Genomic DNA, 16,085 nt, shown 5'->3' with positions numbered 1-16,085 from the left:
GTTTGCGGCATTTTAGCTTGCGCATTTCTTAACAAGTACTGACCTATAAGTTTAATACCAACATACAGATCAATCTCTATTGTTCTGCAAAGGGCTAAGACCACAAGAAAACAACAAGACACATCGCGCTATTATATAAACAATTGAAGTTTTTATTGCGAAGACGATTAAATGATAAGTAAGAATATAAGACAATTATGTAACTTTTACACGTCATATCAAATTGTAGAGTCGGGAAACACATTTCCGAAGGCCTTCAAATTAAAGGAATACGAGATAGCAGCTTATATAGTGGGTGAGCGTCTAAATTGGTACATGTGTTGCTATACACATAAGTACATCAGTTGCTGCAAAGCTAAAAGAATACGTTGCGCGACCATTCAATAAACTTCAGCAAGGATAAGCATCAACAGATTTTGGTTAACCGTATTTTGTGACATCACAAAGCGAATTAAACGGCACTTAAAAAAATGATTGGATAAAACCTAAAATGAATACTACAGCAAATAAGATTGGCAGCCCCGCAAAATTTTCTATCAAGCAGTATAAGCAAATTGCTACACGGGTTTTTCAGCAGATACAGTCCGATAATTTGACTTTGGTGTCTGCAGGGGTTGCATTTTATTTTCTGTTAGCTGTATTTCCATTGCTTACCGCGACGGTCTCGCTATATGGTCTGCTTATCAATGCCGATGAATTACAAACTCATATTGCCTTACTGATTGGTATTTTGCCTGAACAAAGCCGCTATGTGCTTGAAGAACAATTGCAAAGGATTATCTCTCAATCGAATAAAGAACTGGGTTGGGGATTGATTTTAAGCACTCTGATTGCACTATGGAGTGCTAGTAAGGGCGCAGAGTCGTTGATTAAAGCCTGTAATATTACCTATAGTGAAAAGAACTCTCGCGGGTTCTTTCTTGGCATAATATTGCGGCTAATGGTGACCTTGATAATGATTGGTATCGTGATAGTTTCTTTGGTTTTAATCACGGTCTTGCCCACATTGATTACCTTTGTGGCAGATATAGAGCTAACTAAGCTTCAAGTAAAACTGGTGTCTTGGCCAATTTTATTCATACTTTTCAATTTTAGCCTTGCTGCTTTATATCGATATGGGCCGCATCGTCGTAATGCAAAATGGAAATGGGTTACCCCTGGCGCAGTGGTCGCAACACTTCTATGGATAGGCGCATCATTTGGGTTTTCTGTATATGTGACACAATATGCTTCGTATAACGAAACATATGGCTCGGTGGGCGGAATCGTTGTGCTGCTGATGTGGTTTTACGTTAGTGCTTTAGTCGTGTTACTTGGGTCTGAATTAAACGCCGCTTTAGAACATCAAACGTCTTTAGATAGTACGATAGGCCCAGAGAAACCAATAGGAAAAAGAGGTGCGGTGGTAGCCGACACTTTACCAAAAGATGTATAACGTCAACTAACAAACATTAATTCACTCCAACGTTCTGCGCTCATCGTCTCAGCGAAGCCCCCCGTCATCTCAGCCACTTCCCGTCATCTCAGCCACTTCCCGTCATCTCAGCCACTTCCCGTCATCTCAGCCACTTCCCGTCATCTCAGCGCAGGCTGAGATCTCCCAAAAACATCCTCTATTTATGGGACGAAAGAGGCAGTATCAAGCAGATTCCTGCCTTCGCAGGAAAGACGATTCGGTAAAGCGTTTATCCCCCCCTTCCCGTCATCTCAGCCTAGCCCACCGTCATCTCAGCGCAGGCTGAGGTCTCCCAAAAACATCCTCTATTTAAGGGACGAAAGAGGCAGTATCAAGCAGATTCCTGCCTTCACAGGAAAGACGATTCGCTCCAGTGTTACCTTCCTAGTATCGCAGGAATGACGATTCGCTCTAGCAAACAATATTAGGCCGTCATAAAAGCGACATCTTTGTAAAGCTCGCGATTCAAATGTAAAGAGTATTTGAATTCCTTTCTACCTAAATGCTACAAAATGTAACTTAATTACATTTTTACGGTAAACAGAACATTAAAATGAAGAAATATGTAATTTAATTACAAAAAAGGCTTTTAAAATGCATTTTTTTACCGATAATGATTCTACACACACACAAAGAAACTACTTTTTAACTCTAGGAGAAGCTACATGAAAACATTATCGAAAGCATTAATTTGCAGCATCGCTGCTACGTTTACACTTGCTTCTGCAAGTAGCATGGCGAAAGACGTTGTTTTAAAACCGATAAATGAAACCTTAGAAACGCAAGCTTGTTATTTAGCCGCGACAGAAGGTTTAGATTCTGCCAAAGCAATAGTCCGAAAAAATCGCTTAGACTTTGCAAAGTTCAAAGCAACCGTGACTTGTAACGGCTTGTCGCTGCATGATTTTGCTTATGAATACGGCAAGAAAGAAACAACAGTAGTTGCCGAAACAGAGCAAAATAAAACGGCCTCGCGCGTCGCTTTGGTTGCAACTAATACCGACATCGCGTCACAACTATGTTTAGATGCGGTAGTAATGGGTGAAAGAGCCGCTCGTGCAAAGTACGATGTTCAAGAATCTGTTAGCTGTAACAACTACGATTTATCTACCTTCGTTCGATTATTTGATGAGCAAGAAGTTGTCATAAAAAATATCGCAGACTAAGTTCACTGTGAAAGTGACACTTTATCAGCCATCTATAACAACACGATTTACTGCGTTAGGTTCACTATAAAAGTAAGCCTGGCGCAGATATTCATTAAGTAGTTGGATTTATGAATGCCGATGCATCACAAAATCCAAAAGCTCCTCATAGAATGCGTTCTTATTTGCTAGCTTGAGCAAAGACTCACTCGCTAATCCACTGTAATAATTTAATTTTTCCCTGGCGCCCTGTGTACCTAGTATGGTCACAAACGAAGCTTTTTGGGCAGTTTTGTCTTGTTGTACAGGCTTACCTAATTGCTGTTCATCTCCTTCTGCGTCTAAAAGGTCATCTTTTAGCTGAAAAACTAAGCCAAGATACTTTGCATAACGTTTCAAATGCCCTTTCTCAATATCATTCTCGCCACCTAAAATTGCAGGGATCATAATCGCGGCTTCTATAGCCAAGCTCGTTTTTAAAAAGCAAATACGCTCTAGCTCTTCTAGAGAGGTTTGTGCATTATGAGATTGCAAATCAAGTAACTGACCCTCGCAAATAGCTTGGGTAGTATTTGCGGCGTAATTGATAGATGCAAGCAATGCCTGCGGGGATACATTTTGTATTGTTGTTTGCACCTCTACCGCTTTCATTATCAGATAAACACCGGCAAGCTCCGCTTGCGCTTCACTATTACAATGCTCGTGCAAAGCAGGTTTACCTCTACGCAACGGCGCGTTGTCTTGACTAGGTTTGTCGTCAAACACGAGTGAAGCGGTATGCATATATTCTAGCAATTGAAGCACAGGACGGGTTTGTTCAGGCGTAAAATTGTATCGCTGCGTTAAGGTAATATATGCCAGCACAGGGCGCAGCCTTTTGCCTCCTACATTTACTGCGTAATTAGCCGACTCAACAAGCTGAGTATGGCCAACTCGTTTATGTGCCTCAATGCTTAAATGCTGCTCAACATAGGCTTGGGCCGAACGAAAACTACGCTTAAAATTTTGTTTGTTTTCTCTTTGTTGTGTGAAATAGGCTGATACCTCTCGACTAATCAATTTGTCGAACCAGGCTACCTGATTTGGATTTTCAACAAGTCTTGAAATGACTGAATCAAATGGCTTATACCCGGTATGTAACATCCGTTGTTCGAGCATTTTGTAGCGCTCATCACCCACGCTGTTTTTGAGGCTTTTGTGGGCGTTAAGACTGCGCTCTAAAAATAAGCGTGTAATTGCAGGGTCGTTTTCATACACCACACAAATCAGATAAAAAACCACGCCCCAATAAAGCCGGTATGGGTTCATGTTTTGTGACAAAGACGTGTTATTTAGATAAAAATAGCTATAGGGAGTAAGATTGTCTTCTTCAATATCGTCAAACAAGTCTTTTATGTCGTCATTAAATTGATTGTATATCCCAAAGCAAAAAGTGCGGTAATCGAAATGTTTATCACGCTTAGCTAACACTATGTCTCGGGCCAATATGCGGCTGCCAGCAGACTTCAATATTACGGGTAAGAATAGCGCTTCATCAGAATAGGAAGTGCATTTTAGCGACTTTTTGCGATCAATGTTTTGCGCTTCAAAAAAGACGAAGGCTTGTTCAAAGAAGTACTTTGCGTTGGCGCTACTTTGCTCTGCTTTTATTCCTTCAAAAGCCGCTTGTAGCTCTTCGTAAATAAACTGCATTGTATCGTTATTAGCTTCGCTAAAACGCGGGAACTCAGCTACATAGCCATTTAACAAACTATCCCTAATTGCCATATTAAAAACTTCTTTTTCTTGTGAAGAAAGAAAATTAGCTGAGTCTTGAATGTCGTCAATTAAGGGATAAGTAAGCCCGTAGCAATAACCTAGTCTAATTGCGCTATCTAAACGCGCCGACCTAAAGGTTTTCGACGCATCTTTGGGTAACTCAATCATTTGATGCAGAACCACGCCAGCGACAATTTTGACAAGTTTTCGCAGGCCGTTGGTTTTATCTAGTGAGGCTGGTAAACGAAGTTCCAAGAGCTGAAGTTTCGATTTTAGCCACGCCAATGTGTCAGCGACACCATATTCTTTTGCTTTCTTTGCAATAATACTGTTGTCAATTAAGCCTGTGGCACTTTGTTTATCATTTTTACGCACCCACTTTTGAATTTGCTGACTTATGTCTTTTATTTGTTGGGCGACCTCTTTGTCGTGAATGGACTTACCTAGATCGCGCATAAAGATATAAGAAAGCGATTTCTCTAAATAGCCTTTTAGTTGCTTATCAAAGGCGAGTTTTTGCAAAAAAGATAGGCTATCAAGGCCTTTTGAAGACTGCATTTGTTTTTCAACAAGCGATAACTTGCTATTTTGCTTATCGCTATCGGTTTCGTGTGACCATGATGTATAGGCTTTTGTTAAGTGGGAAAGGTAAGAATCATCCTTTGCTATGTTTTGCAGTTCGCTAAAATACCAAAGCGCTTTTTTTCCATTCGTGAATAACAATTGGCATCAACGAAGTTGTGGGAACGATCGTCATTATTTGAAACCGGTGCGTTATCAGCTATTTGCGCTGCGCTGCGTGGACTATTAGAACTTGGTGGTGTCAAACCTGTTTCTCCTTTTCGATTTACGCGCTAGTTTGAATGGGGCAGCTAAGCTATTCCACCTCTCAATAATCGAAAGCAATTTATGCACCAGATTTATTATATCTTAAAATCAACAACTTAAAGTTTAGTGCATTTTTATATTTATACAATTTTGTGCAAAAAACACTATTAATTAGTATAAATGCTCTTTGTTGGAGTATGCCATTTTGGTGGATGTTTTGGGAGATTACTGCCTCCGCAGTAATGACGGTATGGGGGGCAGTAATGACGGTATGGGGGGCAGTAATAACGGTAGTTGGGGGCAGTAATGACAGTATGGGCGTTCTGCGCGTCCACCCCCGTCTTTCTTGCGAAGGCAAGAATCTCCATAATGCAGCCTCGGTTTTTCTCGACAACGAGGGATGTTTGGCGCAGTAGTAATTATTTACTCTTTGATTCAGCGACGGTGATCTCTTGCAAATCTTTGGCGCGCCTTACCGAGACAATATAGTTGGCTGCCGCCACAAACACGCCAATTAAGAATAAGACCAACAAGGCTATATCAGCTTTATTGTTCCAAAACCGGTCACAACCCAACATTGATACGAATAACAAAGTGATAGGCACCCACAAACTGATATAAGCCACATAATGCTTATCAATTATCTTGCACAAGTAACACGAGGCATTTTTAAAGATAAGCGTAGCCAACATAAAAACAACAAGTGCATCAAACAGTATTCTGAATTGATAACGCTGCGTGCATAATAATTCACAAAAACTAGTGGGTAGCACCGAGCGTATAAGAATTTGAATTTTGTTGGTTTGCTCTGGATTCGCCAGGGATTCACTCAAACCACCAATATCAATCATGACATCATCCACAATAGTGTAAAGGTCTTTGTAGTGCTCGTCGGTGGCTAATGGCATAGGCCAAAAAGCGGTGCCACCAAAGTTATATTTGGCATAAATCAGGTCGTCTTCTAAAATGCTCAAGTCTACAGTATTGTTAGCGTTTAAGGGGTATGGAGACACAATTGGAATAAGCTTGTTTAGCATTTTACTGCGCGCTTCTCCTTTGAACTTCTCTTCCACTAAGCGGCGCAGATACTTTTTACTGTGAGTCGTTTCTGATGGTAAAAACACTAAAATATTGTCGACCGATTGGGTCACTGCCTTTTCATTTATGCCGCAACGTAATTGCTTATCCGCTTCGTCAGGTTTACCACCCACTGCAATATCGCATATGTTAAAGCTGTTGCTGAGTAGCTCGTCAGAAATATTGCTGCAAGTATCGGCATTAGTGCACAATGGCATATCAAGCACAATGCTAATGTGCAAATGCTCATATTGCGTTTTGAGCCCTAAAAATGCTTTTACGATTTTGCTCAATTTCTCTGAATGCGCTTGGTCTTGCTCAAAGTTATTAAAGTACAAAACTAAGCCATCTATCTGCTTTGTTGCCCGATAGTCCCAGTGTAGGCTGTTGTTTGGTTTATTAATAAGAATGCTTTCTTTTAAGGTGCCGATGGCATTTTCTATACTTTCAGTATTCCACAATAACCAGCTTTTAAGCTCAAACACCACGTCGGCTTTAGTAAAGTGCTTATGCGCCTGAGTTATAAATTGATCACGCTGTTGATTAAAGGCATCAAGCGGTTCAAATGCTATGGGCAAGCCATCTTTCTCAACAAAGACTGAAGGTATTTTGCCAGCTTTGTTGAGCGACATCCCTTGGAAGGCTATGCGCGAGGCAATACTATAGTCAATTAAGTCTCGCGGAGGCGGTGCATCTTCACCTGGAATGACTTTGTCAATGAGGCTTGGTTCAGGCGTAGTATTGCCAATAAAACCAGGATAAAAATGATATAGCTTGTCGTTGTATACAAAATCTTCGACGCAGTCGCAATCTGCAGCCTTTAAAGGGTAAGGTGCAATCACGATAGGTTTTCTTGCCAGTGCCGCTAAAGCCTTTTTAGATTGCTTTTCTTCACCTAAAGCACTAAGCGCGTCTGATTCGCCTATTGTAGATAAAGCTTTTGCTAAGAACAGCTGTTCGCTCGCAAAGGCTTTGTCTTTTAATGGCGTTAAAAGCTCGACCAAGGCTTCTAGATTGGCGAGTTTTTCGGTTTCTTTATTTGCATCTTTGCTTGCTTTTTCTAGGTCTTTCTCAGCGGTGGTAAGAGCTTGCACAAGTGAGTCGTCTGCAGAATTTTCCTCTTGCGCTTTTGCAAGTTCAGCGCTGGCTGTATCAAAAGCCAATTTTCTTTGTTCTTCTAAGGCTTTAGCAGCCTCTACATCACCAGCCAAATCCATGATGGCGGCGAAATCATCATCTTTTAAGATAAAATATTGATTTACATTGATATTTGCATCTTTGGATTCGTGTTCACAGTTCGTCAATACACTTTGTACCCAGCCCTTAATACCGTCATCTTTACGATCTTCAATCCATTTACGCAAACCCGAGACTTTTGCCATTCCTTTGCAATTAGGCTCTATTGATTTCAAAGAAGCGTAAAGAAACATACTATCAATAAGATTCGTTTTTTCGTCAGCTGAAATGCCTTTACAAAACTCTTTTACCTTTGCCTTTGTATCATGACCTATTTCACCGTCGCGCAGCAATCTTAGCTGCTGTTCGGTTGGGTCGTTACTGTAGCCAAATTCATCAAATAAATGAAACAAGCCTACCTGAATCAGATTTTTTTCAAAAGATGTAAAGGCCCTAGCATCCACTACCCCACTATTTTCAACGTCTTCGCAACTAAAGACAAACTCTTGAACAACCTGTTGCTCCTTAGTGCTTGCAAACAAACTACTCGTAAAAAAGACAAGACACGACAAAGCTAGTGTTATTAGCGAACAATCAACGACTTTATGCATAGACATGCTTTTCATGAGATAAGTTTGCCTTCTTTTCTGAGTTCTCGGGCAATACCTTTTACCAGATCACCTTGTTCAATGGCCTTATTGCCCTTTTGTAGCGCGTGTATTGCTGCAAATCGAATTACATTGGTCATCGCCCCACCAGAAAGCTCGTAGCGTTGGGCCAGTTGTTTTAGGTCCAAATCATCCGCCAGGCAATCTTGTTTGCTGAGCATATTCTGCCAAAGATAGAAGCGCTCGTTTGCGTTTGGCATAGGAAAATACACCACTGATTGGAAGCGCCGCGTAAATGCATCATCCATATTGGCCTTGAAATTACTGGCAAGTACAATAACACCATCAAAGCTTTCAATTCGCTGTAGCAGGTAAGCAATTTCTTGATTGGCATGGCGATCGTTTGCGCTTGAACCACCGCTTCTTTTGCCAAAAAGCGCGTCTGCTTCATCAAAAAAGAGTATCCAGTTTTTTTGTTCAGCTTGATCGAACACCGCCGCTAGGTTTTTTTCAGTCTCACCAATGTACTTTGACACCAGTGCGGATAAATCGATGCGATAAACGTCCATACCCACTCGCTTACCCAATAAGCAGGCACTTAGTGACTTACCCGTGCCAGGCGGCCCGTGGAACAAAGCCCTATAACCGGCCTTGATATGCCGTTTAAAGTCCCAGTCGATCATTATCGTACTTTCTTGTTCTAGCCATGTAAGAATATGCGCTAGTTCATCTTTGGTGCTCTGGGGTAGTATTAAGTCTTCCCATGTTAAATAGCTCTCTATTAACTGGGCAGGGAAGTTCACACTGTAATTAGGTTTGTGGAGTTTACCCAAAATAAAGCGTGAAACTATCTCTGGATTAAGTACTAGTTTCGCACTTGCCATCGGACTTTCAGCCTGTTGTTGATACGCTAGTTGAATAAGTCCTAAACCTTGTAGTTTTTCAGATGGATCTAAAAGAGTAAGCAGCTCTAGTCGCTTTGCAAGGTCGTTCGCTGAACAAATAAACAAAGCGGTTTCTACCGTGGGTAATATCCCTTTATGAGATGGCAAAGCGTAAGTGCCAAACTCGGTGAAGCCACGCCCTGTTATTTCATTTTTCAAAAAGAAAGTGTCGAGTAATTCGGGCTTAATATGGGGAATAAAGGCCAATATTAAGATGATGCGCTCATAAGTATTTAGCTCATGTTCACAAATATAATTGGCATAATCTGCATTAAATTTTGTAAGATCAGGTGCTGGGATAGTAGCTATGTCAAAAGCAGTGTCATGCTCAAAATAGTGACTGATTCGTGCATTTAGCACGCCTTCAAACCATCGCATTTCAGCAGCCAAACAAGCCGCATTTTGCTTAGCGAGATCTACGTTTATGGTAACTGACTTTTTCATTTTGTTATCCATAGTGCTTCCACTCAAGTTCAATCACTGCTTTTTGCCAAGGTAATTTGATTGTGCTTATTTGCCATGGAAGACGTTCAAGCAAGACATCAAATGCCTGGAATTCAATACGAATCAAGTAAGCATTCGCTGTGTCTTGCTTGCTCACAAAGCCTTCACGTATTAAAAAGGTCTCGCGCAATCCAGCAATAGAGGTTTTGCCAATTGACCAGTGTTCAATCAGGCTAGTGAGCAATAATTCAACCGTTGTGACTTGTTCAGGTGTCAGTGCTAGGGTGTTTTGCTCAAATGCACCTAGCGATTCTGGCAAACCACACATAATGTTTAAAAATGCATAATTTTGACACGGTGTATTGGCATCGCCCGTGGCCAAATATACCAATAGTGAACGCGCAAGCAATTGGTCTTCTTGTGTTGTAAAGCTGCCATTGTGGGTCAGTTCAAACATATCAAATAACCTTGGCAAATAGGGGTGCAGTAGGACCAAGCCGGCTAGTTGCGATGGCAAGCCTAAGTGCTCCTCATTAGCTTGGCTTATGGCTTCTTCAATTGACGTTGATAATGCTTCCCGATTTGGTTTGGGCGTGCTGTCCTCACGATGCGTTGATGGCGAAGCATCCGGCTCATTGCCTCTGGGCATTTGCGCGGTATCCAAATATTGCTCAGCCATGTCGACAAATACCGACAAGGCCTCGCTAACATGCTCTGAAGGTAGCTGAGCAAAGCGGATAAAATCACTCATGCTGTGACTATGTTGTGTTAACAGACGGTGGTAAGCCTTGGGTTGACGCTTTTGGATAAAGCCCAAATAAATACGCGTTAGCCATTTGCTTTGAAAGCGCAAGTTAAGCTGTTGATGCAATTGCAACAAGCTTTGCCATTCAAGCACGCGTAGCTCAATTGAAGAAATAGCAGGATAGCTTCGTTTTATTAGCAAACTGAGTGCACTCAACAATTGGCGGCTTTGCTGAGTATCGTGCGTACTAAATAAGCTTACTAAAGCAAAGCACTCTGGTGCATGCTGCTGTTGTAAAGCAAAGGATACTGGTTCGCTAATTAAGGCCTGAATAATATGTTGTTTCCCAAACTGCGTTATTGCCAATAATTGTTGCTGTAATTCAGCAATGGAGCTTTGTGGGTCATTTATATAATGCTTGAGTTGCTGTTGAAAGTCTGCGTAGCTTTTATATGTTTTACTGGCGAGCTTTACTTTTGTTTTTGCTTTGTTTGCCGCACTGGTGTCATCAGCCATAGTCGGTTGATTGGTAGCTAAGGTTCTAGTGTCTGCGGCTCTTGAAAGGTCCTGACTTGTTTGAGTGTCTGAAGACTTCAACAAGTACCATAAAATCTTATTTGGTGTGTAGAGCTGGGGCTCACTTAAAGTAAAGCTACCTCGTTTAACCACCTGAACGAGAATATCGTAGGTAAACGCGAACTGCATAAGCTCACTAAGCTGCGTACTTCCTACGAGCTCGTTTATGGGTATTCTTGATGAAGGCGCTCGCGACGATGAAGCTTTTCTATGCACAGAAGCTTGGGCTTTACTTTGCGGTTTGTCCAGCTCTTGTTTAAGCCGTCGCGTCATCACTCGGTGATGCTTGTTGGTAAACTGCTCGACTGTACTTTTTAGTATCGACAAACTTGTATATTGATGCTGAGCATCATCTTGCTTGGTAAGTAGCGCGTAAATATTGATAAGTTCTATTAGTGCTATGCGCGCTTTTTTCCACGAATAAGCTCTACCCGATTCAAACACACGCAATACAGGCAAGCGCACAATACTTTCAAACCACACAAGTAAGTGTGTTTTTAGTGCTTGGTTTACATGCGGCGTATTTTGATGTGCAACTTTTTTATGTGCTAGGTTTTCAAGTTCATCGTAGTAGCGCGCAATATGAGACGCGCTAAAAGAGCCCGTCGCGTAGGCGGAAAAGTAGTCTTTTAAGCCCTCACTTAGGCTTAACTTTTGTAACTGATGCACTACTTGTTTATTGGATTGGCCTGAGGATTTTAGTTCATTTTCTGGCGTTGCGTGCTGACGCTTTTTCTGTTTAGGTATGTCACTTTTTTGAGTAAACACAGAAGCGCTTGAGAAAGCTGGCCGTTTAGCATCTGCTGAGGTATCAGGCGTTAAGGAGTTTGATTCAGAAGCCTTACGATCGGCGCTCAGGTTAAGGCTGTTTTCATGCTTATTTTCAGCTAAAAACTCAGGGCTATGTTCACGATCATGTTCAGGACCAGCTTCAAGACTATATTTCGGACTGTGTTCAGCGCGCAGAGCCGTGCTAAGTTCAACACGCACAAATTCTATTGCCTCATCATTGGTTTGAAGATACGTATTTTCCATTATCAAAAACTGAATAAAATACATCCAGGCGAAAGGCTTTTCTAATCCCTCTTTGGACCAGCAGTAATCAATCGCACTAGTTGGTGGACTCAACGCGTATTGCGCACAATATGAATTACATAGTTGCACTAAACACTCGTCGTTCAATCGGCTACATAAGCGATATAGTGAGCTACTTGTCATTGGTGTGTTAAGCATCTTGTTAAGTAAATGCGGTGCGTGCCTTATAAGTAAGAAGAACGTTTGTTCTGAAATGATTTTTGCGCTGGGGTTTGACACAACAGGCGATACTAGGGCCTCAAGGACAGCTTCAAAGTAGTGCCTAGTTAATTCCTCTGGAAATGCATTGAGATCATTAATTCCATTGTCAGTAAAACGAGATTGCGCACTTTCCTTTGCTAACTCCACACATGAACTTGTTGTCGTATCGCTTCCTAACGCTTTGCTAGCCGCAAGGCTTTTAGCGACAATATCGGGCAGTGTTTCAGGCGCTAACGAAGCCATATGCGTACGCTGTATTTGCTGCAATAGAGCCAATACTAAGCCCTGCTTTTGCGCTGCATCTAAGTTAGTTAAAAAGCCCGCTACTGTGCGCTCGTCTTTTTTCGCCCTTCTGTTGTGGCTTTGCGCATGTTTTTGGCTTATTAGATAATCATTAACCGCAGCATCGAGTTGATAAGGCTTTAGGCTAAACAGCTGCGCCAATATTGCGCTTAGTTTATTGGCCGACAATTCACTTAGTAGCTTTGCAAAAGACTGCAGCGCATAGCCTGATACCCGCTGTTGTGCGATCGATATGAATACGGGAGCTAAAGCAGATACGTGTTCACTCAATTGAAGTGAATGCAATACCCGCTGTTTTAAGCCGACATCATCTACTTGAGCAATAAAGGCATTCATTAATTCCGCAAAGCTCGATTTTTGACTGGCTAAAGTCGGTGTCGAAAGTAGCGGCCTTAATTCTTTCGCGCTAATTTGTGCACGACCCGCCGGTTCTTTATGTGTTTTTGCACTGTCGCCATGCATTGCGCCGCTTTCACGCAAAGTTTGCGGTTGTACAGGACCGCTTAAGGTAAAAGGTGTGTCGTTAAGCGCAGGATTTAAATAATCACTAAGGCTGTTGTTTAACTCGCTTAGAAAGTCAGTGTCAAAACGCTCAGCATGAATATCGGGCAAGGTCAGCGTTATTTCTTCTACATAGATAGTGTCATGCTTGTAAGGAGTGAGTCTGTCTTCAATTAAGCGCAAAATATCTAAGTGATAGGCGTCATTGTAACGCCTATTAAAATCGTGCGCATCGAGGGGATTCTCAAATTCAAGCTCAACAATTGCTTCGTGTAAAATAATATCAGCCGAGCGCATAATCCCCCCGTTATAGGCAGGCAAAACATCCAACAGTATGCGCGCTATATCCATTGCTAAGGGTTTGTGTTTACTCGGGTCATTCTCGGCGCGAGTTAAGCTTCGTAACCAAGGCGATAAAACAGAATCGAGTTTGCGCATCGTGGTTTTATTTATAAAGACTACGTGAGCGAAAATATGTGCCGGACAGGTCAACATAACGGTTTCTTGAGCTAATTGGCGAAACTCAAGGTTAGCGCCTAAATCTGTCCAATCGGGGAAAACCACCGTCACTTGATGCTGATAAAAAACAGCCGGGGTATCAATATGCTCAGCATCACATTTTTCGATAAATTGCCCAAGCAAACCATGTTCAATCAAATGCATGCCTGTTTCATGCTTTTCAAGCTTGTACAACTGTCGAATATTAAGCTTGGTAAATCCTAGTAGAACCGAGACTTTAAGCTGCATACCACTTAGTCCGACGGCGCTTTTATCTGTGCTACTTAGGTTTACTCCTTTCAGCCGGTCTTTGGTGATTGCCTTAATATGCTGGAGCATACGAATCTTATTCTCTAACTCAATCTCGTTTAAGACTTGCTGGGTTTCTGCATTGGCCAACATAGACAAACTATTTTGATTCATTTTTTCGCCATAAAGAGCCAAAAAATAATCCAGCACTTTTGAGGCTCGCTTCTCGAACTGGCTATGTTCATTATCAAGGTCAAAGGTTTGTGCTGTAAAATCAGGTCCTGTAATTTCATTAAAGCCCGCCACTTGTTCTGTATTTAATTGCTTGACCTCTTCCCGCAAATTGCCAATGTTTATATTGCCGTCTTCATCTATGCTGCTTCGTACCGGCGCAAACAAAGTTTCGATATAAGCCAAAGACTGGGTTTGCTTGTGTAGCATTTGGTCAAAAACGGCTAAGTAGCCTTTTAACTGCAGGTTGTGCGCTTTTTCACTGTTACTGGCGCTTGCTAATATTTGTCCAGGCTTAAGTTTATAATTACTTGGGAAATGCTGAGTAATGCTCGTGTATTGTGCCAACTCACGGTCGAATACTACTGGTATGTGTCCAGACTGATACTCAGCAAACTGCTGAGCCTTATGTTTTTTATATAAACTGGCAAGCTGATAGTATTCACTTACAAATCGTCCAAAATACAGGGGGAGCCGTTTATTGCCTGCGAACAAGTGAACGTGGATCTCTTTTTCTGACTTTGGTAAATGTAGCGAAATGGCACTGGTGACCGTCTCAAACTCAAGCTCATCAATTTCTTGATTGTGTTGATCTAAAAACCCAATATGTTTTACGCCAGCAACTTGCTCAATGCCATCTATTGCAGAATATAGGTCGCTTACACTAATTTTCTTCACTTTTTGCTTGCTGATATCGTCGGTATTTTGAATGCTAGCTATTTTCTTTAACACATTCATATAGATAGCAGCGCAAGTTTCAGATGCGCTATGAGAAGAATGCACTAATATTTCTGCACTTAAACGCAGTTCTTGCACTTCTTTAAGATAGATTTTGTTTACATTTTCATTTAAAGAACGGTTGTTCTCATAACAGAGTTGGATTTTCTCGACAAACTCAATTTGTTCTTGCTTGTTATTAAGCTGCAAGTAAATAGGGTCAAAGTTTACGTATACATCGTGCAGTGTTGTGCTCACAGCATTGGTTTTCGCCTCAACGATACTAATGCTTTCAATGGCAATCACTTCGTTGCGGAGCAATTTAACAAGATCTGAGCGGGTAGAGGGATGGCGAGTAAAGATGTCTTCGGGCAAATGCAGCGATAAAGCGTCAAATGAAACCTTATCGTCACCGCCGGCCAAATAGTCAATAACGGGGTAGTCACACCTATAGGCAATATCGCTTAGTACGTAGCACAACTGCTCCAATATCGTCACACCAGGGTCGTGAATATTATAGTCAGTCCAATCGTGCCCACTTAGTGTTTGAGATAGCTCAATTCCCTCTTGCAATAAACTGTCAAAAGAAATCGAAGTGCTTGATACACCCTCTTCTTTCCTTTTTATAAAAATAGGCGCGACTGCCATTAGCTTTCCTGCTCTTTTTGACTGTTGGCGTCTTGCTCTGCTATTTGCTCTTTTTCAAGTTCGCTTAAAGGTTCGTTGCAGCCTGACAAATCTTCGTCTTGCCACAAAGAGCTAAGGTGATAGCGCACTCTAATGCCATCGTTGACAGGCTTGTGGTATTTCTCGGCAAAATATTTGTAGTCGCACTTAGTGCCTAGTTGAAGATAATACAAGTCACCTCGTTTACACCAGCGAATCCGAATGCGATGAGAAAAACTAGAATAATAGACATGCTGTTTTTTGAAGCGCCGAGAACGGCTAAAGATCTGCTTCCAAGAGCTTGTTTTTTCAAAAATGCCAATCGCCGTGCAGCGCAAAGCAGCGCGCATATCGGTACCCGGAATGCCTACCGCAGCGCTTAGCTCAAAACTCTGAACACCTTGCAATCCTTCAGTGATGTCGTACCAATTGCCGTTAGCCAATACCGGTTTTTCTTCAACTCCTCGTAAAGACCGGGTTGCCAAAGTGCCATCAATATCTAGGGTATGCTGTGGTAAATGATTATTGATGCCTACTCTGCCATGGCTATCTAAGCTAAGCACCGTTTTTCGTTTTTCAGGAATGGCAGGATTGGCAATTACATCGATATTTTCTAAGGCGTCGTCGTTAAATTTAATGAGCCAATTAGCTAAGGTCGTTTCAATGTTGCCACCACCGCGATACAAACTCATCAAGGCATCTTTATTATCGAGCGTGTACAGTTGAATACCGTCATGCGGCGTTTTATTAAAGCCATCATCAAGGGTATTTAAGGACGACTCCACAAGATCTGAAAAATGCTCGGCAGAGGGTAAGGCCCCTTTCCCAAAAAAGCCTCTAAGCGTTGCGCGGTCTCTTTTTACCATC

7 protein-coding genes are annotated in these 16,085 nt (G+C 41.8%); 2 read left to right on the top strand and 5 right to left on the bottom strand.

From position 1 onward, the window contains the following. The first annotated feature begins 490 nt into the window (after positions 1–490). On the top strand, positions 491–1,435 hold the full coding sequence (locus AC0L6H_RS05520; RefSeq protein WP_473393072.1) for a YihY/virulence factor BrkB family protein: 945 nt from the start codon (positions 491–493) through the stop codon (positions 1,433–1,435). 686 nt (positions 1,436–2,121) lie between these two features. Continuing rightward, the gene (locus AC0L6H_RS05515; RefSeq protein WP_473393071.1) at positions 2,122–2,622 is read left to right on the top strand and encodes a DUF3718 domain-containing protein; all 501 of its coding nucleotides are present in this window, start codon (positions 2,122–2,124) and stop codon (positions 2,620–2,622) included. 108 nt (positions 2,623–2,730) lie between these two features. On the opposite strand, the gene AC0L6H_RS05510 is transcribed toward AC0L6H_RS05515, so the two are convergent. From AC0L6H_RS05510 to AC0L6H_RS05490, 5 genes are all read right to left on the bottom strand, one after another. Continuing rightward, the gene (locus tag AC0L6H_RS05510; protein WP_473393070.1) at positions 2,731–5,082 is read right to left on the bottom strand and encodes a polyprenyl synthetase family protein; all 2,352 of its coding nucleotides are present in this window, start codon (positions 5,080–5,082) and stop codon (positions 2,731–2,733) included. 524 nt (positions 5,083–5,606) lie between these two features. Further along, the gene (locus AC0L6H_RS05505) at positions 5,607–8,066 is read right to left on the bottom strand and encodes a hypothetical protein (protein WP_473393068.1); all 2,460 of its coding nucleotides are present in this window, start codon (positions 8,064–8,066) and stop codon (positions 5,607–5,609) included. Further along, complete coding sequence (locus AC0L6H_RS05500; RefSeq protein ID WP_473393067.1) at positions 8,063–9,436, bottom strand: ATP-binding protein; 1,374 nt, start codon at positions 9,434–9,436, stop codon at positions 8,063–8,065. Before AC0L6H_RS05500 ends, AC0L6H_RS05505 begins: the two co-directional genes overlap by 4 nt. Before the next feature lie 4 nt (positions 9,437–9,440). Then, positions 9,441–15,200: a contractile injection system tape measure protein gene (locus tag AC0L6H_RS05495; protein ID WP_473393066.1), complete on the bottom strand. Its 5,760-nt coding sequence runs from the start codon at positions 15,198–15,200 to the stop codon at positions 9,441–9,443. After that, on the bottom strand, positions 15,200–16,084 hold the full coding sequence (locus AC0L6H_RS05490; RefSeq protein WP_473393064.1) for a hypothetical protein: 885 nt from the start codon (positions 16,082–16,084) through the stop codon (positions 15,200–15,202). Before AC0L6H_RS05490 ends, AC0L6H_RS05495 begins: the two co-directional genes overlap by 1 nt. Between the last annotated feature and the right edge of the window lies 1 nt (position 16,085).

This window comes from Glaciecola sp. G7-5, assembly GCF_055808975.1.
Note: the sequence above shows the minus strand (reverse complement) of the source record. Positions and strands in the feature narration are given on the sequence as shown.